Annotated in this window: 22 protein-coding genes; 19 read left to right on the forward strand and 3 right to left on the reverse strand. The window is 64.4% G+C overall.

What is annotated here, in order from left to right:
• The first annotated feature begins 68 nt into the window (after window positions 1–68).
• The 5 genes from CQY20_RS07405 to CQY20_RS07425 are packed head-to-tail and all read left to right on the forward strand — an operon-like array spanning window position 69 to window position 4,902.
• Window positions 69–2,963, forward strand: a complete 2,895-nt coding sequence (locus tag CQY20_RS07405; protein WP_097939434.1) for a HAMP domain-containing sensor histidine kinase — start codon at window positions 69–71, stop codon at window positions 2,961–2,963.
• Window positions 2,960–3,376, forward strand: coding sequence for a roadblock/LC7 domain-containing protein (locus CQY20_RS07410; protein WP_097939435.1), 417 nt, complete (start codon window positions 2,960–2,962; stop codon window positions 3,374–3,376). The genes CQY20_RS07405 and CQY20_RS07410 overlap by 4 nt, the downstream gene beginning before the upstream one ends.
• Window positions 3,377–3,383: 7 nt before the next feature.
• Entirely contained in the window at window positions 3,384–3,755 is a 372-nt protein-coding gene (locus CQY20_RS07415) for a DUF742 domain-containing protein (protein ID WP_097939436.1), read from the forward strand.
• Complete coding sequence (locus CQY20_RS07420; protein WP_371871016.1) at window positions 3,736–4,335, forward strand: GTP-binding protein; 600 nt, start codon at window positions 3,736–3,738, stop codon at window positions 4,333–4,335. The genes CQY20_RS07415 and CQY20_RS07420 overlap by 20 nt, the downstream gene beginning before the upstream one ends.
• Before the next feature lie 3 nt (window positions 4,336–4,338).
• Window positions 4,339–4,902 (forward strand): pentapeptide repeat-containing protein, encoded by a 564-nt coding sequence (locus CQY20_RS07425; RefSeq protein ID WP_097939437.1) that lies wholly within the window; start codon window positions 4,339–4,341, stop codon window positions 4,900–4,902.
• Between the two features lie 71 nt (window positions 4,903–4,973).
• On the opposite strand, the gene CQY20_RS34155 is transcribed toward CQY20_RS07425, so the two are convergent.
• On the reverse strand, window positions 4,974–5,204 hold the full coding sequence (locus CQY20_RS34155) for a DUF732 domain-containing protein (protein ID WP_174814676.1): 231 nt from the start codon (window positions 5,202–5,204) through the stop codon (window positions 4,974–4,976).
• Window positions 5,205–5,355: 151 nt separating this feature from the next.
• On the opposite strand from CQY20_RS34155, the gene CQY20_RS07430 reads away from it, so the two are divergent.
• The 5 genes from CQY20_RS07430 to CQY20_RS07450 all read left to right on the forward strand — a co-directional run bounded on the left by CQY20_RS07430 (window position 5,356) and on the right by CQY20_RS07450 (window position 12,292).
• Window positions 5,356–6,411, forward strand: a complete 1,056-nt coding sequence (locus CQY20_RS07430) for a tyrosine-type recombinase/integrase (RefSeq protein WP_234816139.1) — start codon at window positions 5,356–5,358, stop codon at window positions 6,409–6,411.
• A 34-nt stretch (window positions 6,412–6,445) separates the two neighbouring features.
• Window positions 6,446–9,103, forward strand: a complete 2,658-nt coding sequence (locus CQY20_RS07435; RefSeq protein WP_234816140.1) for a tyrosine-type recombinase/integrase — start codon at window positions 6,446–6,448, stop codon at window positions 9,101–9,103.
• Window positions 9,100–9,669: a hypothetical protein gene (locus tag CQY20_RS07440; RefSeq protein WP_097939439.1), complete on the forward strand. Its 570-nt coding sequence runs from the start codon at window positions 9,100–9,102 to the stop codon at window positions 9,667–9,669. Before CQY20_RS07435 ends, CQY20_RS07440 begins: the two co-directional genes overlap by 4 nt.
• 239 nt (window positions 9,670–9,908) lie before the next feature.
• Window positions 9,909–10,304 (forward strand): transcriptional regulator, encoded by a 396-nt coding sequence (locus CQY20_RS07445; RefSeq protein ID WP_097939516.1) that lies wholly within the window; start codon window positions 9,909–9,911, stop codon window positions 10,302–10,304.
• 617 nt (window positions 10,305–10,921) lie between these two features.
• Window positions 10,922–12,292 (forward strand): sensor histidine kinase, encoded by a 1,371-nt coding sequence (locus tag CQY20_RS07450; protein WP_097939518.1) that lies wholly within the window; start codon window positions 10,922–10,924, stop codon window positions 12,290–12,292.
• Here CQY20_RS07450 and CQY20_RS07455 read toward each other — a convergent pair.
• Window positions 12,253–12,942, reverse strand: a complete 690-nt coding sequence (locus CQY20_RS07455; protein ID WP_097939517.1) for a response regulator transcription factor — start codon at window positions 12,940–12,942, stop codon at window positions 12,253–12,255. The genes CQY20_RS07450 and CQY20_RS07455 overlap by 40 nt on opposite strands.
• Window positions 12,943–13,479: 537 nt before the next feature.
• On the opposite strand from CQY20_RS07455, the gene CQY20_RS07460 reads away from it, so the two are divergent.
• From CQY20_RS07460 to CQY20_RS07470, 3 genes are all read left to right on the forward strand, one after another.
• Window positions 13,480–14,124: a porin MspA gene (locus CQY20_RS07460; protein WP_097939440.1), complete on the forward strand. Its 645-nt coding sequence runs from the start codon at window positions 13,480–13,482 to the stop codon at window positions 14,122–14,124.
• 503 nt (window positions 14,125–14,627) lie between these two features.
• A complete protein-coding gene (locus CQY20_RS07465) occupies window positions 14,628–15,026 on the forward strand; it encodes a hypothetical protein (RefSeq protein ID WP_097939441.1) in 399 nt (132 codons plus the stop codon).
• 98 nt (window positions 15,027–15,124) lie between these two features.
• Complete coding sequence (locus CQY20_RS07470) at window positions 15,125–16,381, forward strand: COG4705 family protein (protein WP_097939442.1); 1,257 nt, start codon at window positions 15,125–15,127, stop codon at window positions 16,379–16,381.
• Between the two features lie 260 nt (window positions 16,382–16,641).
• Here CQY20_RS07470 and CQY20_RS07475 read toward each other — a convergent pair whose 3' ends face one another.
• Complete coding sequence (locus CQY20_RS07475) at window positions 16,642–17,418, reverse strand: ABC transporter permease (RefSeq protein ID WP_097939443.1); 777 nt, start codon at window positions 17,416–17,418, stop codon at window positions 16,642–16,644.
• A 274-nt stretch (window positions 17,419–17,692) separates the two neighbouring features.
• Here CQY20_RS07475 and CQY20_RS07480 point away from each other — a divergent pair, with 274 nt between their 5' ends.
• The 6 genes from CQY20_RS07480 (at window position 17,693) to CQY20_RS07500 (ending at window position 24,041) form a co-directional block, all read left to right on the forward strand.
• Window positions 17,693–19,102, forward strand: coding sequence for an alpha/beta hydrolase (locus CQY20_RS07480; RefSeq protein ID WP_234816141.1), 1,410 nt, complete (start codon window positions 17,693–17,695; stop codon window positions 19,100–19,102).
• Window positions 19,103–19,407: 305 nt separating this feature from the next.
• Window positions 19,408–19,548, forward strand: a complete 141-nt coding sequence (locus CQY20_RS34765) for a hypothetical protein (RefSeq protein WP_163700802.1) — start codon at window positions 19,408–19,410, stop codon at window positions 19,546–19,548.
• 125 nt (window positions 19,549–19,673) lie between these two features.
• A complete protein-coding gene (locus CQY20_RS07485) occupies window positions 19,674–20,411 on the forward strand; it encodes a polysaccharide deacetylase family protein (RefSeq protein WP_097939444.1) in 738 nt (245 codons plus the stop codon).
• 209 nt (window positions 20,412–20,620) lie between these two features.
• Window positions 20,621–21,298 carry a response regulator transcription factor gene (locus tag CQY20_RS07490; RefSeq protein ID WP_097939520.1) on the forward strand — a complete coding sequence of 226 codons (678 nt, stop codon included), beginning with the start codon at window positions 20,621–20,623 and terminating at the stop codon, window positions 21,296–21,298.
• The gene (locus CQY20_RS07495) at window positions 21,291–22,628 is read left to right on the forward strand and encodes a sensor histidine kinase (RefSeq protein ID WP_234816142.1); all 1,338 of its coding nucleotides are present in this window, start codon (window positions 21,291–21,293) and stop codon (window positions 22,626–22,628) included. Before CQY20_RS07490 ends, CQY20_RS07495 begins: the two co-directional genes overlap by 8 nt.
• A 39-nt stretch (window positions 22,629–22,667) precedes the next feature.
• A complete protein-coding gene (locus tag CQY20_RS07500) occupies window positions 22,668–24,041 on the forward strand; it encodes a hypothetical protein (protein ID WP_234816143.1) in 1,374 nt (457 codons plus the stop codon).
• Window positions 24,042–24,044 lie beyond the last annotated feature (3 nt).

Below are 24,044 nucleotides of genomic sequence, written 5' to 3' on the forward strand. Positions count from 1 at the left end.
GGAAGCGTTATGAACCTCGCTCTATTTGGAAGAAACGTGCCAACTGCCAGTTACGCGGTCGGACTGATATGACCACGTTCTCGCAGCAAGATTCGCTGGACGGGACGGTGACCGACGACAACGTCGAGGCGCCCGCCCCCGCGAAACGCCCCTCCAGGTGGTCGCTGAAGAATTGGCCGGTTCGCTGGAAGGTGTTCGCGATCGTCTTGGTGCCGCTGATTTTGGCCGGCGCCTTCGGCGGACTGCGCATCTACTCCAATGCCGTGGAGGCCCGCGAGCTACAGCGCGCGGCCGACCGCGTCGAACTGGTGCCGGCAATCGTTAGCTATATGAACGCGCTCAACGGCGCGATGTTGGCGCTGCCCGCCGGCGGCGACGCCCAATCGGCGATCAGCGCGTTCGACTCCAGCCGCGCCGAGTTGCAGCGTCGAATCAACGACACCGCCGACGTGCCGCCCGATGTGCAGGCGGGCGTGACGAGCATGCTGCAAAACGGCCAGGCGCTGATGGACAAGGTCACGTCCAACTCCATCGCCCTGGTCGACCGCGTGACCCTCTACGCGCCGATCCTGTTGACCTCCGAGGACGCCATCACCGGTTCGGTCCGCGTGAGCAACGAGCGCATCCGCGCCGAGACGCAGGGCCTGACCCGCGCGGTCGGCGCCCGCGGCCAGATGATGATGGAGCAGCTGCTGGTCAACCAGGGCGGCGAGCTGCCCGAGCCCGAACAGCGCACCCGGATGATCACGCTGGCCGGTACCGAACCGTCGACGCTGTTCGGCATGAGCCAGGTGCTGGGCATCGGCTCGCCGGAGGCCAAGCAGCTGCAGGACGAATACGTCCGTCGTACCGCGATCATCTCCAACCCGACGGTCCCGATCGTCAACAATCCGCAGCTGACGGCGTCGCTGCAGGCCAGCGATCAGATCGCGGCCAAGATGATCGAGCGCACCGTGCCGGCGGTGACGGGGGCGGTCCAGGACGAGGCGGCGACCGCGCGCACCGAAGCGATCCGCGACTCGGCGATCGTGCTGGGCGCCATCGCCGTGGTGCTGCTGCTCGTCGCGTTGGTGGCCCGGTCGCTGGTGCAGCCGTTGCGCAAGCTGCGCGACACCGCGCTGCGGGTGGCGCACGAGGATCTGGCCCGCGAAATCGAGCGCGTGCGCGCGGGCAAGGAGCCCGGCCCGGTGAAGCCGATCCCGGTGTATACCAGCGAGGAAGTCGGCCAGGTCGCCCACGCCGTCGACGAACTGCACGAGCAGGCAGTCCTGCTGGCCGGCGAGCAGAGCCGACTGCAGCTGCAGCAGGCCGACATGTTCGAGACGTTGTCGCGGCGCAGCCGATCGCTGGTCGATCAACAGCTGTCCCTCATCGACCGGTTGGAGCGCAACGAGGAGGACCCCGACCGGCTGGAGAGCTTGTTCAAGTTGGACCACCTCGCCGCCCGGATGCGCCGTAACGGGGCCAACCTGATGGTGCTCGCCGGCGCGAAGGTGCCCCGCGAACAAGCCGAACCCGTGGCGGTTTCGACGATCATCAACGCCGCGGCCTCCGAGGTCGAGGACTACACCCGTGTGGTGACCGCGACGGTGCCCGACAGCGAGATCGTCGGATCGGTCGCCGGCGACCTCGTGCATCTGCTCGCCGAACTGTTGGACAACGCGCTGCGCTACTCGCCGCCGATCTCGCAGGTGCGGGTGTCGGGCGTGCACACAGGCAATGGCGGTCTGGTCATCGAGGTCAGCGACATCGGCCTGGGCATGACCGAATCCGATCTGCGGGTGGCGAATACGCGGCTGCAGTCCGGCGGCGAGGTGACCCCCTACACCGCGCGGCACATGGGCCTGTTCGTGGTCGGTCGGCTGGCCCAGCAGCACGGGCTGGTGGTGCGGCTGCGCAGCACCATTGCCGGAGAACCGAATTCGGGCACGACGGCCGGGGTGTACGTGCCGGCCGAACTGATCGTGCGTGGCAAGCACGAGCAGCTGGAGACCGGCGAGCAGGGCGTTGTCGCCGACGCGGAGGCGGGCATCGCGACCACCCGCGCCCTCGACGAGGCGGGCGACTACGGCCGCGAATCCGAATATGGCGACGAAGTCGGGGTGGACCAGCTCAACGGACACTCCGAAGTCCCGGTGACATTGCTGCCGCAACGCAACCCGGGCGCCAGCGGCATCGCGGGATCGTCGTTGTCCGTCGACGACGACCGACCCGAGCCCGAGGCCGTGTCCGAGGCCGTGTCCGAGGCCGAACAGGCTGAAGCCGGGCGCGAACAAGAACTGGAGCCGGAGTTCGACGCCGCACCTGACGCTCGGCCCGAGGGCGACGCGGAGCCGGAGGCCGAACCCGAGCCGCTGCCGCAGCGGCAAGCTCCGGCGAACACCTCGGCGTTCTTCGCATCCCGCGCGCAGGCCGTCAGCAACGGGGTGCACAAGCCCGAACCCGAGCCGCAATCCGAGCCGGAGCCCGAGCCCGAACCGCTGCTGCCCGGCGCCAAGGCCCCGTCGCCGACGGCGGGCGCCGACGACGCGATCTACCAGAAGATGCTGTCGGAGTGGCTGATCGATCCCACCCAAATCGCCAACAGCAGCGCCCTGGACTGGAAGTTCGTCTGGGACCACGGCTGGGAGGCGGCCGAGGCCGCCGAAGCGGCGCCCGTGGTGTCGCACACCGAGCACGGCCTGCCCGTCCGCGACCCTGGCGCCCGACTGGTGCCGGGGGCGGCGGTGCCCACCGGGCAGCGCGGCGCCGCCCGTGGCTACGCCAACGGAGGCGCGCACCGCAGCTTCGACTTCGACGAGAAGGTAGAGTCGGCCGAGTTCGCTGCTGGCGCCGAGGCGATTCCGGCACGAGACCCCGAAGCCGTGCGGGCGAGCATGAGCAGCCACTTCAGTGCAGTTCACGCCGCGCGGTCACACGCTCGAGACGACACTCGAGAGACCAGAGGAACCGATAACGTATGACCCATCCGCCACGTTCGACGCAGCGCGATTCGCTCGACTGGCTGGTCTCAAAGTTCGCCCGCGAAGTATCCGGTGTCACGCACGCCGTTCTGGTGTCCGCGGACGGTCTTCTGATGGCCGCCAGTGAGCACATGCCCATCGAACGCGCCGACCAACTCGCCGCCGTGGCGTCGGGGCTGGCCAGCCTGTCGACCGGTGCGTCGCAGCTGTTCAACGGCGGCCACGTGCTGCAGTCCGTCGTCGAGATGCAAAACGGCTACCTATTGCTGATGCGCGTCGGAGACGGCTCCAACCTCGCCACGTTGGCGACCACCGGATGCGATATCGGCCAGATCGGCTACGAGATGGCCATGCTCGTCGAACGGGTCGGCAGCGTCATCCAATCGGCACGACGGACGCCGCAAGTCTCCTGAATGACCCATGGACGAACTCGAGTCTCCCTCCGCAGATCAGCCGAGCCTGGTACGGCCGTACACGCTGACGGCCGGGCGGACGGACTCGCGGGTCAACCTGCCGTTGGAGGCACCGATCGAAGCCATCGTCTCGGACAAACCGCAGCGGTGGCCGGGAACTGATGTGCGAGCACAGATTTGCGCGTTGTGTGAGAGCAGCCCTTCGGTCGCAGAGATCGCGGCTCGACTATCGTTACCGGTCGGTGTGGCCCGCGTGCTGATCGGCGATCTGGTGACGTCGGGACATCTGCGGGTGCGCACCACGTTGAGCGATGACTCCAGCGTCGACGAGCGACGTGAACTGATAGGAAGGACCCTCCGTGGCTTACGCGCACTCTGAGGGTCCACAGGTGAATACCCATAACCGCAAGGCGTCGACGAAAATCGTCATCTCCGGCGGCTTCGGCGTCGGCAAGACGACGTTCGTCGGCGCGGTCTCGGAGATCATGCCGCTGCGCACCGAGGCGCTGGTGACCAACGCCTCGGAAGGCCTCGACGGGCTGGAGGCCACACCGGACAAGCGCACCACCACCGTCGCGATGGACTTCGGCCGCATCACGCTGGAAGAGGATCTGGTGCTGTATCTGTTCGGCACCCCGGGTCAGCGCCGGTTCTGGTTCATGTGGGACGACCTGGTCCGCGGCGCCATCGGGGCCATCATCCTCGTCGACACCCGCCGCCTGCAGGACAGCTTCGCCGCCGTCGACTTCTTCGAGGCCCGCAGCATGCCGTTCCTGATCGCGATCAACGAATTCGACGACGCACCAAGGTATCCCACGCAGGAGGTGCGCAAGGCACTGGCGCTTTCCGAGGGCATCCCGATCATCACCGTCGACGCCCGCGACCGCCACTCGTCGACCGCCGCGCTGATCGCGGTCACCGAATACGCGTTGAACATGCTTCCGTCGGTGCCCACCTGATCCGTGGCCGACGCCGAAACCGTCTGGACTGAGCAGGAATTCGTAGGACACGACTTCCGCGACGAGGATTTGACGCGGCTGCGCACCGAACGCGTGGTGTTCGACGAGTGCGACTTCAGCGGCGTGGACTTCGTCGAGTCCGAGCACGTCGGATCCGCTTTCCGCAATTGCGTCTTTCGACGGAGCATGCTGTGGCACAGCGTGTTTCGCCACTGCAGTATGCTCGGCTCGGTCTTCGTCGAATGCCGGCTGCGTCCGGTGACGTTCACCGAGGTCGACTTCACGCTGGCGGTGCTCGGCGAATGCGACCTGCGCGGCGTCGACCTGACCGACTGCAGGCTCAGCGAGACTAGCCTGGTGAAGGCCGATCTGCGCAAGGCGGTGCTGCGCGGCGCAGATCTGCGCGGGGCCCGCACACAGGACTGCCGACTCGAGGAGGCCGACCTGCGCGGCGCCCGCGTCGACCCGTCACTGTGGACCACCGCGTCGGTGCGCGGCGCCCGGATCGACATCGAGCAGGCGCTTGCCTTCGCCGCCGCGCACGGACTCGACGTACACGGCCAGTGAGGAGGAGCCATATCCGCCAACCCGTTATGCCAACCCGTGGCACCATCGAGCGGTGGGTGAGCTCTTCGCGCTTAGCCCGGTGCCTGGGTGCAGAAGTTGGCGCGGGCGGCGTTGACCACCGCGGCCGCCTGGTCCGGGCTGGCGCCGTATTGCGCCGCCGTCGCATCGATCGCGCCCTGGGTGCCTGAGCCGGTGTAGAGCAGCCGGCAGGCGCCGCGGCCGGCCATTTTAGTTCCCCGAATGATTCCGTCCTTGACGTTCGCGGCGAGCCTTCTACGGTGCGTCGCGAACGCGTGATCCACTGGCGTTCGCAACTGATCGCGTCAGCCCGGGGAGGGTGCGCAGAAGGTGAGCTCGAAGCCGTTCAGGGTTCGGAGGGTCCTCCATCGAGGAGGGCGGGTCTCGTACTGGGTGTTCTCCGCGACTGGGGAGCTGCACCGACGGTCGGTCGAGGTGTTGAAGCAGTACAAGGAGTCAAGTCAGCAGACTTACGCCTACGGCTTGGTTGATCACCTCAATTGGTTGGATGCGAACCGGTTGACGGTCGCCTCAGTGCGAGCCGATCACCTGCGGCTCTATATGAACGCGCTGACAGGCCAGGGCGCCGGCGTTTATGGAGTGGCCTGGCGAGAAAGACCACCGCTGAGCAATTCGGCCGCCGCCAACGTCGCGACTGTCGTGAAGGCGTTCTACCTAACCTCGAATCAGGCGGATCCGTCTGTGGTGGCATGGTTTTCGCGGGACAGCTCGATACCCCAGCACCGGCGGCGCGCCGTAACGCAAAACCCCTTGTCTCCACGACGAGGGTCTGCTCGGCCACGATTCTTACCGGACGAGATCGTCACCGCGCTGTTCGAGCCGGGGGTGTTGACTTCGGCTCGCGATGTGATGGTCGTGACGTGGCTGGTTGACTCCGGAATCCGCGTGGGCGGCCTCTGCGGCCTGCGATTCCCGGATCTGCATCTTGTCCGAGATCATCCATGTGGGCAGCGCAAAGACCCTCACGTTCACATCGTGGGACGTGATGACAACCCGAATCGTGCGCGGGCGAAGGCGTATCACTCATGGCGGACCAGCCCGGACGGTTACGTCAACGATGGCGTTATCCGCGCGGTCAGCGAAGCGATGATCGGCAGCTTCTATGCCTATCTCCTCGACGAATACCACCCGAACCAACATCTCGTCGACCATGAGCAGGTCCTGATTCACACCAAAGGACACAGCGCCGGGGCGGCGTTGACTACCGGCGGTGTTCGCAAGATGCTCCGGAGAGCAAGCCAACGAGCCGACTTAAACAGCTACATCACCCCGCATGCCTTTCGGCATCGAGCCGCGGCAAACCTCTATGCGGCAAGCGATTTCAACGCCGATCTCGTCGCGCAGGAGTTCGGGTGGTCTCGGGCTGAGCAGGTGACTGAGCTTTACGGCCGAAGCGCCAACAGGCACACGATGAAGTATCTGACCGAGGCTTGGGACTCCATCCCCGGCAGGCCGACCGGAAGGGACTGAGCATGGTTTTTGCATTGAGTTCGCGGCGGCGCTGGTGAGCAAAGCGGCGACCGTGCGGGACGACAACTCCGCGGTTGCAGCTGTCTCGTCGGCCTCGGACTACTTGGCACTGCCGTTCGAGCAACGCTATGAAGCAGCCAGCCAAGCCTTCCCCGATTGGCTCTTGTCGGATCCCATCAGTTTCCCTCGCGATCACCCAACCTACGGGTGGGGTTGTCGCGTCACCGACTGCAATGCAGAACTCGCGAACTCCAACATCAAGTTCCTGTGCAACGCACACGATCACGAATACCGCTTGGTGTCATCGACACTCAGCATCGAACAGTTCGCTAAGCAAGCCAAGCCGTGCCCGTGCAAGTACAACGACTGGGGACGTTCCCGACGGGAGGACTGTCGCGTATGTGGACCGAACCGCGAAGCGCTGATTCGTGGGTTGTGTGCGGCGCATGACGCGCTTCTCCGCAAAGCGAGAAAGAGCGGAGACGACGAAAAAGCTTGGCTGAGCGCACAAGCACCCTTCGCCGCACATCCACGATGCTCGGTGTTGCACTGCGTTCACGACGGAGTCCTGTTCAACTTCCGCGGCGAAGGCGAAGCCAAGATTTGCCGTTCACACTACGAGGTATGGAAGCTCTATAAGCGGGAGCATGACTGTGCGGGAGACCCCAAGGCTTGGACTGAGTGGGTTACGCGCGAGGCCAAGACCAGACGGATGCAACCCCTGGATGTTCGCGGCCTGGTGACACTGAATCATCTTCCGTATCGGCTTCAGTGTGAGATCCGCTACGCCATCCATCGGCACGCCAATACGATCCGGCGAACTCACTGGCGACCACGACATATCCAGCTGATTGTCGACGTCCTCGCTAACGCCGGCGTCCAAACACTCAACGATCCCATGGTCGCGGAACAAGCGCCGAACTACAAAACGCTCGAGATCAGGCGGATATGGACCGACCTGCCCATTGCGGCACGCAGCCTGACCTTGACGAAACAGGACGCGAAGGAGGGCGGCTGGTTTGATCCACTGATCGTCGGCGCCGCGCCTTTCCAGGGAGCACAGGTAACCCGGCGCAAGGTTTGGGATCTGACCGATATCTCGCAGCGCTGGCTTCGCGACCTGCTCTGGGATCACCTCGAATCCCTCGCAACGGAGACGAAGCGGCTGTCGGTCGGCAACGTCCTTAGAAGGATTCGTGGTATCGGACTCCTTTCCAAAGCGCTGCGGCAGTTGCGTGAAGACGAGGGCAACAATCCTGAACTTCTGAACGCATCGGATGCTCGTGCGTTCAAAGAACTTTGGGATCTATGGCACAGGGAACAAATTCCGGTAGTCGAGAATAAGGTGTCCAATCCGCCGACTCTGGGCACGTTGAGCGATTTGCTTTACAGGACCCACCCTAGTGCTATGCGCATTGTCCTACTGTTCGGGTGTCAGACCGGGCTGCGCGGACCATCCGACTCATTTGTGCTGGCATTCCCGCAATACTCGGCCCCACAAGAAGCGCCTAAGCCTCGCCCCATCAACGACGCCGACTTTCGGCTCCTCATCAGCGAGGCGTCGCTGGAGCAGCTAGAGGCTAAAGACGTCAATAATATTGGCCTGTCCGATATCTGGTTTACCCACGCATACCAAGGTGGCCGGATCGGCGAAACGCTTGCGCTTCGCCTCGGGTGTATCGCGATGATTGGCGACGCACAGCCATACCTCTGGCGCGACATCAGCAAGGTCAATGTCCTCGACTACGGGATGCCGTGTCACTATCCCGTGTATCAACGGCTCCTGCGACGACAGGAGATCACCCGGGCCAAACTGCGCGCCCGGTACGCAAAAGAACTCGCCAGTCTCAATAAGCGCCAACGAGCAGCGCTGGAAGCGGTGTGGGATAGGACAATGCCGCTGTTTCCGAGCACGACCAAGAATCCAGACCTTCGGCTTCCATTATCCCAGTGCTACTTCCGAGAAAAGTTCGATACCTGGATAGGCGAGTTAGGTTTGACCGGAATCACCACACATCGCACCCGTGCCACGCTGGCGACGGCACTGCTGAACAACGGCGCGCCAGCGGCCCTGGTCCGGCAGATGTTGGGACACTTCTCCGAAGAGTCCCTGGCGCACTACGCCCGCTACAGCGACGACAACGTCGTGCGTCACTTGCACCAGGTATGGACGGCCGGACCCGGTATGGACAAACCAGGGAAGGTGCTGATGACACCCGCCACCGCTAGTGGACTTGGGAGCGCGGCGGCTGTCGCTGACCGCATCGACCTGACCGTGATCCCAGTCGAGCACGGTCTCTGCCGGTACGGCCCAGTGGTGGGCGGAAGCGCTTGCCCTGTAGGGAAAAACTGCAGCGGTGGCCCCAAGGGGCCGTGCCCGCATTTCGTGCTAACGGGCGCGGACTTGGCCTATTGGGAACGAAAACGCGACGCCGCCTACCACTTCGCCGAAGGCGCTCCCTCCGAGGAGGCGCGGGACTACATCCTCAACGAATGGAAACCCTGGGAGAAAGTGCTGGCCGGATTGCGCGACGCACTCGACGAACTCGGCCTCCTCGAAGCCGCTGAGCGGCTCGATCTGCGAAGCCCGATGCAGGACTTCTTCCACCCCCTGTTTTCCAGCGGATGGCCACTGAACACCCTCCCAGGCACATCGTCGACAACGGACCATCCAGAGGATGTGGCCAAGTGACTCAGGCACGACGCCGCAGACCCGTCGAGGCCATCGAAAGCCGCAACCGCCGCACCGCCGAATGCGAAGACCGCGTCCGCAGAACAGTCGCCAAGCTCGCCAAGACTGGGCTGCCGTTCACCGTTGAAGAGGTCTGCCGCCGAGCCGACGTCGGAAAAACGTTCATCTACGACAAGAAGCGCCCGGAACTGACCAAATTGGTCCTCGTCGCCAGAGATACCTCACAGCTTGCCACTCGCACACGCATCGACGAACAAGACCTAGCCGAGACTACCTCCTGGCGCGAACGCGCACTCAACGCTGAAGCACGGGTCAAAGAATTGCGCGGGACGCTGCGCCAGCAGGACGCCCACATCAGCGACCTCACCGGGCAACTCTTCGATCCCGACGGCAATCACCTCGCCGACGAGAACGCCCGGTTACGCGGCCAAGTCGACATGCTCAACCAACAAGTCACCAATATCCGAAGCGACCTATCAGCGGCGCAACGCTCCCTGCAGGCCTCACGCGCCAACGTCAGGCGCGAACAAGAGCGCAATCTCACAGTGGTACCACCGCCGAGCTAGAACATCGCCACTTGCACCTGACACGGCGGCAAGCTCCCGGGGCTACCCCCAGCGAGTTGGGTAGCGGATCGACTCAAAGACTGTTCCGCGCAGCTTTTCGCATTGTCGAACCTCAGACCAGGAATCGCGAAAATGGATCGCTGACGCGTCCAAGGCAAACAGGTCAGCGAAAACTGTCCCCACGCCCACGCAAATGTTTCGGCGTAGCATAGGTGGTCTGTAGGAGGAGGCTTGAGGTGATGAGCACAACGTTTGCTGCGCGGCTAAATCGCCTATTTGATACCGTCTATCCCCCCGGGCGCGGACCTCATTCATCGTCTGAAGTGGTCGCTGCGCTGCGTGCTCAAGGGATAAGCTTCTCGGCGCCATATCTGTCGCAACTGCGGTCCGGAGCTCGTGATCACCCCTCGGAAGCAACGATCACCGCACTTGCTGGATTTTTCCGCGTCGATCCTGCGTACTTCACAGACGACGAGTACTTCAGCAAGCTTGAGGAGGAATTGGAGCTGCTCGCCGCCCTCCGAGACGCGAACGTACAACGCATTGCATCACGAATGGTGGGGCTATCACCCTCGGCCCAGCAAGACGTTGCAACAACAGTCGAGCAGCTACGCCGGAAAGAACACCTCGTATAGCGGATTCGCCTGCGCGAGCGAAATGCGACCAGCCCGCGGACTGCATGCAATGTCGATCTTTGCGCCACTGGGCGAAAGTCGTTTGTCCGAGAAGCCGAGTAACCAATCGAGCATCCGAGTAGCAACGACTACGGTCACCCCCTTATCGAGCAGCGAATGACATCCATCTGCGTCAACCATGGGCTACCGATCCGTGGTGGAGTTCATCGTGCCGTCCGATCACTCTCCGATACGGTTAAGTCGCCTCCAACGATCGTGAGGCGTTGTCCAGTGCCGTCGAAACCCTTGGCGCGGGAAGCTGCGATATAAGCAGCAGTAATGTCGGCGAACGGCCGACGTCGATCGATTGCAACGCGCTGGCTCGAGCGGTGGCAGCCCACTGGGGATTTTCGGTCCGGCTGGAACCTTGAGCGCCGATGCCGTCTAGGCTCAGCGTCGTCCGCGATAGCGCGACATGATTGGCGGTCGCAGTGAAGGGACTTTCGACTCAGACCGGTAGCCACAGCGACGACGCAGCACAAGCGACGCGCCGAGCGCCCGTGGCTTCGAACACGGCACAGCTCGGGCACTTCGGTGCGCGCCCGGGTGCGGCGCGACGCCGAGGTCTGTCGTGGGCGATGTCGCGGCGGTGGAGTATTGCGGCGCGTTCGGCATTCATTGCCGGGGCGGTCGTATTCATCGCACTAACTGTGGCGGGCGCCGCGTTGACCGTCGTGTTGTATCAGGTGCTCCTGGCGGGGGTGGATGATGCTGCCGCGCGACGCGTCGGCGACGTGGTGGCTGGACTGGCGTTTGACTCGGCGGCGGATTTGGATGCCCCGCTGCTGGACACTGACCAACGGATTGTCGCAGTGCAGGTACTCGACAACCACGGAAATGTCGTGGCGCGTTCCGACGGCGCGCCGGCTTCTCCGTTGGTGGCCCCGAGCGAGGTCGGACCGACGATGCATGTCGGACTTACCGATGATGTTCCGCCCGACAATGATCAGCGCGTCAGCGGGCGGACGGTAGATACGAAGTTCGGCCGGTACACGGTGTTGGTGGCTGGGGACATCGAGGCCGCGGAGTCAACGGTGCATACCGCCCTTTTGTTACTGGCGGGGGCGTGTCCTGTTGTCGTCGCGGTCGCGGCGATCTCCACCTATCGGTTGATGCGGCGCTCTTTGCGATCGGTTGACGCCATCCGGGCCCGGGTGGCCGAGATCAGCACCTCTGATTTGACCGAGCGAGTGCCGGTGCCGCCGGGACGCGACGAGATCTCCGCGCTTGCTACGACGATGAACGATATGTTGGCCCGGATCGAAAGCGGCCACGCGGCCCAGCGCCAATTCGTCGGGGATGCATCCCATGAGCTGCGCAGCCCGCTGACAGCGATCATCTCAGCTCTCGATGTCGCCGTCGCCCACCCGGAAGTATTTGATCTCAAGCTGGCAACGAGCACCCTTGTCCCTGAAGCAGAGCGGATGCGGGTCCTCGTGGAGGATCTGCTGCTGCTGGCCCGCGCTGACGAGGGCAGGCTGGCGAGGCACCGTGAGCCGGTTCGGCTTGACGACATCGCGACCGGCGAAGTTGTGCGCCAGCGCCGCATCGGACACCGCGACATCGGTATCAGCGCCGAGCCGACCGAGCTGCGCGGGGACAGCGCCGCATTGTCGCGACTGGTGCGCAATCTGCTGGAAAACGCTGCGCGGCATGCCCGTTCCCACGTCGAGCTGACGGTAGGCATTCGTGGTGAGTACGCGGTTGTGACAGTCGCCGACGACGGTCCGGGTATCCCCGAGCGGGACCGGATGCGGGTTTTTGACCGGTTCGTCCGTCTGGACAGCGACCGGGCGCGCAGCAGCGGCGGCACGGGTTTAGGGCTGGCCATCGTGGCCGAGATCGCGACGGCGCACGGCGGCGAGGTTACTATCAGTGAACGCGGCGGCGGCGGGACATTGGTGACGGTTCAGCTGCCGCTGACCAAATTGCCTGACTCCAAGCGGTAGCCCACCCCGCGCACGGTCTCGATTGTGTTGGTGCCGAACGGTACATCGATCTTGCGGCGCAGGTAACCGATGTAGACCTCGACGACGTTATCGGGGCCGGAAAAGTTCTCATCCCAAACGCTTTGCAGTATTTGGGTTTTGGTGCACACTGCGTCGGTGTTGCGCATCAGGTATTCGAGTAGGCCGAATTCGCGCGGACTCAGATCGATCGGCACACCTGCACGGGTCACCAGGTGCCGACCCGGATCAAGAACCAAGTCGCCGGCGGTCAACACCACGGGCCGTTGCGGTGCTCCGCGGCGCAACAGGGCGCGCAACCGGGCGACGAGCACCACGAAGGAAAACGGCTTGATCAGATAGTCGTCGGCGCCGAGATCGAATGCGTCGGCCTGGTCGTATTCACCGTCTTTGGCGGTCAGCATCAGCACCGGTGTCCAGATCTGGCGCTCCCGGATTCGCCGCAGAATCTCATAGCCGCTGGGACCGGGCAGCATGATGTCCAAGATGATCACGTCGAAGTGGTGCTCGGTGGCCTGCCATAGCCCCTCGGTGCCGGTCTCGGAGTGCACGACGACGAATCCTTCAGCGCGCAGGCCGACTTTGAGGCTGGCCGCGACGTGTGCGTCGTCCTCGACCAAAAGCACCTTCACCGGACCCAACACCCCCGCTTCCGTAATCGCATCGCTACGCCTGCATGGGCCGGCGGCCGGCGCACCTGCCCGTGTGGGAGAACTCCACGGCACTCCGGTGTCAACGCTGAGCTGTGAGGGTCTCGTGTGAGCATGTCGGTGCGCCGGCCGGGTCTGTCACTTGCGGCGACTGCGTCACCATGGCAGAGCGGCACTGAGAAAACACTGAGGGACACATGGGCTGCGGCATTTCGCGCTCCTCCTGTTGCCAGAGATCCTAGTCGCATAGCACATCGAAGGCCGTTGCGCATCCAAACGCTCTTGGGGTTTTCTCAGCGCTGATTTGTCAGACTCCCAGCCTTGTTGAAACAACGACGCAGCAGATGGTGCGCCGCTGACTCTGTCTGCGGCCGCATCGTTGGACCAGCAAGTGGCCGTGGGATGTCTTGCGTGACATTCGCAGTCATTGATGAAACAAACGCAACGGCAGTTCCGATGACGACACAACCAGCAAGTAGCTGGTGTGGGCTCAGCCAGGCAGAAGGGTTCGGCAACAACATGAAGGCAATCAGTAGGGTGCTGATCGCGATGATTGCAGCTGTCGCAGCTGTGTTCGTGAGCGCTGGCACTTCTCACGCAGGTCTGGACAACGAGCTGAGTCTGGTTGATGGTCAGGACCGGACGCTGACGATCCAGCAGTGGGACACCTTCCTTAATGGTGTGTTCCCCTTGGACCGCAACCGGCTGACTCGTGAGTGGTTCCATTCCGGTTCCGCGGTGTACAACGTGGCCGGCCCGGGTGCCGATAAGTTCGAGGGCACCCTGGAGCTGGGTTACCAGATTGGCTTTCCGTGGTCGTTGGGTGTGGGTATCAACTTCAGCTACACCACGCCGAACATCCTGCTCGACGACGTCAACATCAACCCGCTCAGCGCCGGCTTCAACCCATTAGGCCAAGTCATCACCCCTAACTTGTTCCCGGGTGTGTCGATCAGCGCTGACCTGGGCAACGGCCCGGGTATTCAGGAAGTGGCGACGTTCTCGGTCGACGTGTCCGGCCCTCACGGCAAGGTGGCGGTTTCCAACGCGCACGGCACGGTGACCGGTGCGGCTGGTGGTGTGCTGCTGCGTCCGTTCGCTCGCTTGATCTCCAAGGCCGGTGACAGCGTCACCACCTACGGCGAACCCTGGAACATGAACTAAAACCGGGGGAGCGCGGGAAGGCGGCCCCTGCATCTATCAGGCATGGACGCGGGGGCCGTCTCATGTACATGCCGCGGTGGTCATTCAATCCCGCAGACATCGGTAGCGTTCCATCAGCGACGGAGCATAAGTCCCAGATTCGGCTCAGCGTCCTATCAACGCCTTGGCGCAACACTGTTTTCATGCTCGCCCATCACCCAAAAACCGACTTGCGTGCATGCGCGCGAGTCAAGCCTCTGGGCGCGGTTCTCGGGGGCGCGGCACTGAGCACCCTTGGCCTCCTGAGTTTCTCCGCGACCCCGCCGAATACCCCGACATTCGACATTTCGCTGGCTGGGTCGGGCAGTGCCCCGGCGAACACCACGTTCACTCAGCCGGTGGTCGGCAGAATGAAACTCGGAAACACGATCACGGTGACGACGCCGCCGTCGGCTCCTGAAGTGTCGATGGCAGCACCGGTCATCAAAGCCGGTCACTGAACCCGGCGAAGCGAGGAGCAGTGCATGACCACACATCCTTCGCTGGCTGCGGCCGTGGCTGGTGCGGTCGCGGTGGCCAGCCTCGCCGGCGCCGGGATCGCTGACGCAAAGTCCTCACCGAACGTGGTGGGCCAAAAATACGGTGACGCCAGCTCCACGTTAAGCTCCGCGGGATACAAACCCGTTGTGTCGACCACCGTCGGTGACCAGTTGACCTGGTCGAATTGCATTGTCTACAACCAGAAGGACCGATCAGTGCCGCCACCACCGAACAGCCGCGGCTCGCCGACCAACCAGACGTTGTTATCGCTCAACTGTGACGCGCCGGTGGCCTCGGCCACCTCCCCTGGCAACTCGCTAGGCAGCACGGAAGGCCGAGCCGCGGCCGCCGCCGCCTCGGCGGGCGCTTCCCCAACAGGTTAGTCAGTCCTGGCCGCTGCGCGGCAATTGGCTAGCCCCCGTAACAACCGTTAACCGGTTCTCAACGTTCTATCAGCAGTGCGGCTATACCGTCGGGTCCCGTGACTGAGACGACACCGACCGATGCCGTCGCGACCCCGCGCGCCTTGCTCAGCAAAGTGCCCGAGGTCACTGTGTGGTTCTGGGTCATCAAGATCCTGTGCACGACCGTTGGTGAGAGTTTCGCCGACTGGATCAACATGAGTTTGGGTGTCGGACTGACGGCGACCGCCCTGATCTTCACCGCAGTTCTCGTCGTAGTTCTCGCATGCCAGCTACGGCTGAGTCGCTATGTGCCGCTGGTGTATTGGCTTGCCGTCGTCGTGCTCAGCGTGACCGGCACGCTCTACACCGACATCCTCACCGACGATCTGGGCGTTCCCCTCGCGCTGAGTACAAGCGTCTTCGCCATCGCCTTGTCAGTGGTCTTCGGGGTCTGGTACGCCCGGGAACGAACGCTGTCGATCCACAGCATCGTGACGCTGCCCAGAGAGTCGTTCTATTGGCTGGCTGTACTCGTCACGTTTGCCCTTGGCACCGCGGCCGGTGATTGGACGCTGCAGCTGACCGGCTGGGCGCCGGGCACGTCGGTGCTGCTGCCAGCGGGATTGATTGCCGCCGTCGTGATCGGCTGGCGGCTGGGCGCCAACCCGGTGCTGGCCTTCTGGCTGGCCTACATCCTCACCCGCCCACTGGGTGCCAACCTCGGCGATTGGCTCGCGTCCCCGACAACTGATCACGGCGTCGGCTTAGGCACAGCGGTCACGAGCGGGGTCTTCCTCACCGCGATCCTCGCCACGGTCATCTATCTCACAATCAGCCGCGTCGACGTCATGGAAGAACGCCAGAGCGAACGCATTTCGGCCGTAACGACCAATCCGACCCGCGAACGCATCATGCATGGCTATTACGTTGTGGTCGCGGTGGCCGCTGGGGCTCTACTCGTTATGGCCGCGGGCCACCCCCACGCCATCACTGATAACGAGGAAGAGGCTGCGGCCGCGCCGGTGACCTCCACGCTGGCAGCGGGGCAAGCGCAGTCGCATTTCCCGCCGGCCGAACTAACGAAGTTCCGCACCATCGCTCAAGACACGCTGTCGAAAGTGCAAGCCGGTGATCAGCCCGCGGCGACAACCCGGATCAAGGATCTCGAAACCGCCTGGGACGACGACGAAGCCACCCTGCGGCCGATGGACGAAACCGCGTGGCACGCACTCGACGCTCAAATCGACAGCGTTCTTCACGCGTTGCGCGCCAGTCAACCCGACCCCTCGACGGAGATACAGACACTCACCGCGCTACTGAACACCCTCCGCTAATACGACCGTGGACAACGACGCGAGTTCATCTACAAAGTGACCTGTCGTACGCGAAACGTGTTGGTTTCAAGGGCTTTCGACGACATCGCACCACCAACCTTGCTTGAGGCAGGATGTCGTGACCGAGACGGTTTCGTTCTCGCGCCGGTGTTGCGAACACCTGCACATTCAGAACCCATCCGCCTGTGGCGCCCCCGATGGCGGACACCTGCGCTTACACGTGCAGATCACAGAACCAGCTGTGTGACCACCTACGGCCTCTAGGGCCTCACGACGTCGTGGCGTCGACTGATACGGCCCCGCGCAACCAACTCCCCGGTTAGCGCAACACCGCATCCTTGGGCTAACAGAAGTCCGATGAGAACCAGAACCTGCACGGCGCCAGCCTGGGCAGCCGACCCGGTGGCCAACAACACACCCACGAAGGCGCCCGGCAGTGTGACCAGCCCGGCGGTTCGGGCCTGATCCACATTGGGCAACAGGGCGTCAGCCGTGGCTCGGCCAATCACTAATCGGCGAGAATCACGCTCGGATAAACCCAGACTGAGGGCCGCTTCAACCTCGCCGAGCCGCATCGTCAACGTGTCGAGGCCGCGCCGCGCGGCGACCGCGACCGCAGTCATGGTGCCGCCGAGGATGATGCCGACGGTCGGTATCAGCGCCGCGCCATTGACTGGAACCAAGCCTGTCAGCAGAAGCAACGGGATCACCGCCGTCAAGCCGGCCGCCAGCGGCACCGCCAACCAAAATGATCCGCCGTCGGCTTGGCTGCGTCGCGCCGCCGTCACGGCGGCGACAACGAACATGACCGCCAACACCAACGCCGATGACCACAGCCGCATCATCGCTGCCGCCAATACCGCCGATACCCCCGCCAACTGAGCAGCCGCACGCGCGGCAGCGACAGGCACCGTCCACACTTTCCCTAGCCCCGCCAGCCGATAGATCACCGCCGCGGCAGCCGCCATCACCAGGCACACCACGATCAGCGTCGGCCCGAACACCGCGGCGGTCACCGAACCAGTGTCGCCCGCCATGGCGGCTGGTTTCCCTATAACCCCTGCCCAATCCGGACATTGCGGGACCTGGAGGTAGAGGCGTGGGAGCCCAGTCTGGGTGTTTTCCGCATAGACGCTGGTGTCGGTCTCGTGTGGCTCTCCTCAGCCGCGCATGAACGGTGAGGACTCAGCAGTAGCAGATGGCGCCGTTGATGTTCTTCAGCGATTCATCAGCGCGGGCCTGACAGCATGGAGCTAGCTGCTAAGTGATAGCCCGGAGCCCGACAGTCTCAGTGCGGAAGGGGCGATCGACATGATGTCGTGGTGGGTGGATGCGGTCGAGCATCTGCGTCATCAGATCGCGGACATGTCGTTGATGCATGGGTGGTTGCCACCGACGGTGCAGATCGCTGCGGCGATTCTGGTGGTGTGCGGTGTCGGGGTACGAACGCCTGGTTGGCGGCTGCGCCGACTGCCGTGGGCGGTGGCTTTCGGCGTGGTGGCGGCGGCGTGGGTGCATTGGTTCATCGGTTCGTCCGGCGTGATCGGCGAACCGGCGCCGGCGGCGCTGTGGGCGTGGCTCGCGTTGACGGCGGCGGCTGGTGGGGTGGTTGTGGTGGGCTGGCGCGGCGCACGGTGGCGGTGGCGTGCGACGGCCGTGCTGGCGGCATCGTCGTGTCTGCTCAGCGCTGCGTTGGTGCTCAATGCGTGGGTCGGTTATGTCCCCACGGTGTATTCGGCGTGGAATCAGCTGACTGCAGGGTCGCTGCCCGATCAGACCAACCGGACCGCCGTCACGGCGATGCAGCTCGCAGGTGTGATCCCTGCCCATGGTGTCGTCGTTCCGGTCAATATCAGTGCTGAAACGTCGAAGTTCCGTCATCGCGGTGAACTGGTGTATCTGCCGCCGGCGTGGTTTGCCAGTACGCCGCCTCCTCGGCTTCCGGTGGTGCTGATGGTCGGCGCGGAGATCAACACCCCCGCCGATTGGTTGCGGATCGGGGGTGCAGCGAGTACGGCTGATGCGTTCGCGGCCGCCCACGGCGGTAACGCGCCAGTGCTGATGTTCGTCGATTCCGGTGGCGGGTTCGGCATTGACACCGAATGTGTCAACGGCCCTCGCGGCAACGCCGCCGATCATCTGACCAAGGACGTGCCGCCGTTCATGACGTCGAGTTTCGGCGTGAGCCAGGACGCCGCAAACTGGGGGGTCGCCGGCTTCTCCACCGGCGGAACCTGCGCGGTCGACCTGGCGGTGATGCATCCCGAGTTGTTCAGCGCGTTCGTCGACATCGCCGGGGACGCGGGCCCGAACGCGGGTACCAAGCAACAAACGATCGCCCGGTTGTTCGGCGGTAACGCTGCGGCGTGGGCGGCGTTCGATCCGGCCACAGTGATCACCCGCCACGGCCCCTACCATGGGGTGGCGGGCTGGTTCGCGGTCGCGCCGTCCGTTGACCGCGACGCCAACGCCGGCGGCCAAAATGCCGCCGCCGAATCACTGTGTGATTTGGGGGCTAGGCACGGCATCGACTGCGCGGTGGTGACCCAGCCCGGACGACACGACTGGGGCTTCGCGGCGTCGGCGTTCGCGGCGGCGCTGCCATGGTTGTCAGGGCAACTGGGCACTCCAGGGGTGCCGCGGATTCCGTTGCCGCACCCTGACCGAACACCAGCCCACGAGCACGCCTCGGGTTCGACGGTTCACGCCGCCCAGAAGTAGCCACCGATCGCCAGGTTGTGGGCGCAATACTTCAGCGAGCGGTGGGCCGTTACGGCTCGGTGGCTTGGCCCCACCATGACGTATTGCATTGCGTCCTCGGTGTTCTCAGGGTGCGGTCGAGAGACATTGTTCAGTGCGGCGCGATCCGGCCGCATATCGCTGCGCAGGAGAAAGACGGTCCGCGAGGAGGCGTGACCTTGTTGGCGGCCGAGACGGCGCAATCGTATTGCCTTCCAATGGAACTGGGACAGTGCTCGATACCGCGATAAACGTGCTGTACCCGCAAGGCGATATCGGGTGCAAGCGTGACGCGCCCGGCGGCTGCACACCGTCACCCCGCCGCGCTTGCCAAAACCGACCCGTCGCTGCTCGTGGTCAACTCTGATGACATGGCGATGTCGTCGGCCTTGGCGCAGCGGTGGCGACTGGCCGATGGTCGTACCTGACCACGCGTCGGCGGCGGCGAGCGAATCGCTGCGACCGCTCTCCTTCAATCGGCGTTATTCCAAAGTTGAGGGAGTAAAAGCAGATAACACGTCAACCATCACCGCCGCTGAGCGACAATATCCACATGGAGCAAATCGACCGCCGCACGATGTTGTGCGCCATCGCAGCCTGCGTATTGGCCGCGATGAGCCGGGCGCCTGCGGCCCGGTGTTCCCCGGTCCGGTGGACGATTCCGGTGGGGCGGCTACCGGCACCGGCTGGTGCGCTGATCCAGTTGCCGGGCGATGGCAACCAGCTGGCGCTCACCGTCGATGACGGCGCCAGCGTGCCGGTAGTAGACGCATTCGCGCATTTCTGCCAAGACACCGGCACCCGGCTCACGTTTTTCGTCAACGGGGCCAACCCATCATGGTCGGTCAACGCACCAGCACTGCGACCGATGGTCGCCTCGGGTCAGGTGCAGATGGCCAACCACACGTGGTCCCATCCCTACCTCAACCGGATGAGCCTGGACGCGGTGGCCGACCAGATTCGGCGCAATGCTGACTTCTTGAGAGACATCTACGGGTCGGACGGCACTCCCTATTTCCGTCCGCCCTACGGCCTGCACAACGCCGACATCGACAGAGTCGCCGCCGACCAGGGCTACACCACCGTCACGATGTGGAGCGGCGATGTAGGGGATTCCCGGCCCGAAAACGAAGCGAGTCTGATCGCCAACGCGGCCAAGTCATTTCAGCCCCAGCAGATCGTGCTCATCCACGCCAACCTGCCGACCGTTACCCATTGCTACGCCCAACTGCTCGACCTCATCCACAGCCGCGGCCTGCAGACCGTCACCCTCAACGACGTGTTCAGCTAGAGCCGTCGCCGGGCCGGGCTATGTCAGGCGGTGTCTTGAGGGCAAGGCTGCCGGACCAGCGTTCGCTAACCGTCGGACCGTCACGGTCGCCTAGTTGAGACCCGTGACGGCGTGAACACGTCTGATTGAGAATCGGTCCGAAAGCTCATCGCCGAGGCCTGCAAATTTCAGCCGCATGACAGTCTTCGGCTGGGATCATGGCACGCACGATGCGTCTATTGGTGGTTGAGGATGAGCAGCGGCTCGCGGCGGGGCTCCGCAAGGGGCTCGAGGCGGAGGGTTTCGCCGTGGATGTGGTGTACAACGGCATTGATGGCATCTGGATGGCGCGTGAAAATCCGTTCGACGCAATCATTCTCGACGTTATGCTGCCTGGCGCGAACGGCTACCAGGTGTGTCGGACGCTGCGCAGCGAAGGCATTTGGACCCCGATCCTGATGCTGACTGCCAAGGACGGCGTCTGGGACGAGGTGGAGGGCCTGGACACCGGCGCCGACGACTACCTGGCCAAGCCGTTCTCGTATGCGGTTCTGCTCGCGCGGCTGCGGGCGCTGCGTCGCCGAGGGGCGCGTCCGCGGCCGACAATGCTTGAGGCCGGCGACATCCGCTTGGATCCGGCCACACGGCGGGTGTGGCTTGGCGGCAAACAGGTCGACCTGACCCGGCGCGAGTTCGCGATCCTGGAGTACCTGATGCACCATGCCGACGAAGTGCTGTCGAAGCGCGACATTCTGGACCATGTCTGGGATTTCGACTTTGATGGCGACCCCAACATCGTCGAGGTGTACGTGCGCAGGTTGCGCACGAAACTGCCGCAGCTGGGCGACGGCGCGCTGATCGAAACCGTGCGGGGTGCCGGGTACCGGCTGGTCGCCGCGCGTGCTTAGGCACCTCGCCACGCTGCGGGTGGTCACGACGGGGGTGGCCACGATCATCGTCGCTATCGCCCTCACGGTTGGAGCGACAGGGCTGATCGCCGCGGCGCGGTCGACGATGGTCAAGGAGGTGACGGAGTCGGCTCAAAAACAGGCCGCCGAGGTTGTGGGTCAACTCGAGTCCCGGCGGCCACCCATCCTCGAGGTCGCCGGCAGCGACGAGCAGCTGGTTCAGGTGCTCACCCCAGCGGGGGCGGTGGTGGCATCCAGCCCGAATATCGCAGGCGAGCCGGCCGTGGGGCGGTTGGCGCCAGGCCAATCCGCTTGGGTGATCACCCCGCTGGACAACGACCCGTTCGTCGCGGTCGCCGAGAGTGCGCAGACCGCTGACGGTCAGCGGATCGTCGTGGTGGCGCGGGCGCTTGTCGACGTGCTCGACACCGCCACGGTGCTCACCCGGTTGTTGATCATCGGGGTGCCGGTGATGGTGGCGCTGGTCGGGCTCACCACCTGGTTTGCGGTCGGACGTGCGCTGGCGCCTGTGGAGGCGATCCGGCGTGAGGTGGACGAAATCTCGGCCGCGCAGCTGCACCGGCGGGTACCGCAACCGAAGGCTGACGACGAGATCGGCCGACTGGCCGCAACGATGAACCGCATGCTGGAGAGGTTGGAAAATGCGCGAAACAGCCAGCGCCGCTTTGTATCCGACGCATCGCATGAGCTGCGCTCGCCGATCACCACCATCCGGCAGCACGCCGAGGTCGCGCTCGCGCATCCGGACCGGATGACCGCCGCCGAGCTCGGCGATGTGGTGCTGGCCGAGCAACAGCGGATGCAGCGCCTTGTCGAGGACCTGCTGCTGCTGGCCCGCGCCGACGAGCATGTTCCCCTGTCACGTGAAGCGGTCGACCTCGACGACCTGGCCTTCGAGGAGGCGCGTCGGCTGCGCTCCACCACGTCGAAGCGGGTGGACACGTCAGGGGTGGGCGCGGCGCGGGTTCAGGGCGATGCCGGCGCGTTGCGGCGCGTGTTCCGCAACCTCGGCGAGAACGCCGCCAGGCACGCGGCAAGTCGCATCGACATCACGCTGGCCAAGCGCGGCGGCGACGTGGTGCTGACGGTCGACGACGACGGGCCGGGCATCCCCGAATCCGCACGCGACCGGGTGCTGCAACGCTTCGTCCGCCTCGACGAGGCACGTTCGCGCGACGACGGCGGCAGCGGTCTCGGGCTGTCGATCGTCGACGAAGTGATCAGGGCGCACGGCGGCTCGCTCTCGATCGGCGCGTCGCCGCTCGGCGGTGCCCGCATTCAGGTGGTGATGCCGGCCGGCGAGGGCTGAGGAGCGTTCAGGTTGCTGTCAGGTGCTATTAGGCAGCCTGTGAACAGTATGTATGCCGATGCCGGTCGCCGGCTCGCCACGCTCTCGGTCTGTGTGCCGCTCGTCGCCACACTCGGTGTCGCGTGCGGCGGCAGCTCGGAGCCGACGATGGCGGAGTGCATCAAGATCGTCACCGAATCCGGCGAAAAATCCGATCAATGCCTGCCGGTGGCGCCGGATAGTGAACGCATCGACCTCGTCACGCCGAAGTTCAGCCACTCGACCCCAATCACGAACCCGCTACATCCGACCAGCCGTGTCGAGCAGATCATCTATGGCGGGCACGTGGACAACAAGCCGTTCCGCACCGAGGTGACCCTACTGCCGGAGACCAAGCCGACGCCGTATCGCGGCGCGACGGTCGACACGGCGATCATCCAGTACGTCGCGTACCTCAACGGCCGGATCCAAGAGGTGGCCATCGACCGCTACGCACAGGCCGACGACGGCTCGGTGTGGTACTTCAGTGAGGACTACTCCGCTTACGAAGACGGGAAGGTCACCGACACTGAAGGGACCTGGGTCGTCGACGACAAGGTCCCCGCGGCGATGATCATGCCGGCCCATCCACAGGTGGGTGACGTGTACCGACCGGAGAATGTGCCGGAGGTCGTATTCGAAGAGGTGCGCGTCGACAAGGTCGATATGAGCGTGCCTGGGCCGAGCGGAAACATCAGCGGAGCAATGGAAGTCGATGAGCTGCACATGGACGGTACGCGGGAGGGCAAGATCTTCGCTCCCGGATATGGCGAGTTCTCCACCGGGGGCCCGGGAGGTGATCTCGAGGCGGTGTCGCTGGCGTCGCCGACAGACAAGAGGGCCGATCCGGCCCCCGCCGAGTTCGGCGCCCTGACCGCCGCGGCCCGCGCAGTCGTGCAGGCGGTCGCCGGTTCCGATGCCGAACGCGCGAAGCAAGCCGCAACGACGCTGGATCAGGCGTGGACGGCGGCCCTCGCCAAAGGCATTCCGCCGCAGATGGTCTCGGCGATGAAGAGGGACATGGGCGAGTTCACGTCCGCGATCGACGTCCGGGACTGGAAAGCGGCGCAGTCGGCCGCCCTGCGTGTCGCCCAGAACGAGCTCGATCTGCGGCTGCTGTATCAGCGGGTGGTCGATGTCGATCTGGCCCGCATGACGATGTGGGCAAACCAGCTTCCAATCGATGTGGCGGCCGACGACTCGGGAGCGGTGGTGGCGGATGTGGCGGCGTTGGAACGTATTTGGGAGCGCTCTCGACACGGCGTCCAATCGCCCGGGCCGGTGGACACTGCGCTGCAGGAGCTCAGGCGGGCCGCCGAGGGCGAAGACCTGCGGGCGGTCGACCGCGCTGCGGGCACGCTGTCCCAAGCCGTCACGGGTCTGCATGCCCGCTGACGC

The sequence above is a fragment of the Mycolicibacterium agri genome, from assembly GCF_002553505.1.
Taxonomy (GTDB): domain Bacteria; phylum Actinomycetota; class Actinomycetes; order Mycobacteriales; family Mycobacteriaceae; genus Mycobacterium; species Mycobacterium agri.

Coding starts and splice junctions, on each gene's coding strand:
- CQY20_RS07405 (WP_097939434.1), top strand. CDS start 69: ATGACCACGTTCTCGCAGCAAGATTCGCTGGACGGGACGGTGACCGAC.
- CQY20_RS07410 (WP_097939435.1), top strand. CDS start 2,960: ATGACCCATCCGCCACGTTCGACGCAGCGCGATTCGCTCGACTGGCTG.
- CQY20_RS07415 (WP_097939436.1), top strand. CDS start 3,384: ATGGACGAACTCGAGTCTCCCTCCGCAGATCAGCCGAGCCTGGTACGG.
- CQY20_RS07445 (WP_097939516.1), top strand. CDS start 9,909: ATGAGCACAACGTTTGCTGCGCGGCTAAATCGCCTATTTGATACCGTC.
- CQY20_RS07450 (WP_097939518.1), top strand. CDS start 10,922: ATGTCGCGGCGGTGGAGTATTGCGGCGCGTTCGGCATTCATTGCCGGG.
- CQY20_RS07460 (WP_097939440.1), top strand. CDS start 13,480: ATGAAGGCAATCAGTAGGGTGCTGATCGCGATGATTGCAGCTGTCGCA.
- CQY20_RS07465 (WP_097939441.1), top strand. CDS start 14,628: ATGACCACACATCCTTCGCTGGCTGCGGCCGTGGCTGGTGCGGTCGCG.
- CQY20_RS07475 (WP_097939443.1), bottom strand. CDS start 17,418: ATGGCGGGCGACACTGGTTCGGTGACCGCCGCGGTGTTCGGGCCGACG.
- CQY20_RS07480 (WP_234816141.1), top strand. CDS start 17,693: ATGATGTCGTGGTGGGTGGATGCGGTCGAGCATCTGCGTCATCAGATC.
- CQY20_RS07485 (WP_097939444.1), top strand. CDS start 19,674: ATGGAGCAAATCGACCGCCGCACGATGTTGTGCGCCATCGCAGCCTGC.
- CQY20_RS07490 (WP_097939520.1), top strand. CDS start 20,621: ATGCGTCTATTGGTGGTTGAGGATGAGCAGCGGCTCGCGGCGGGGCTC.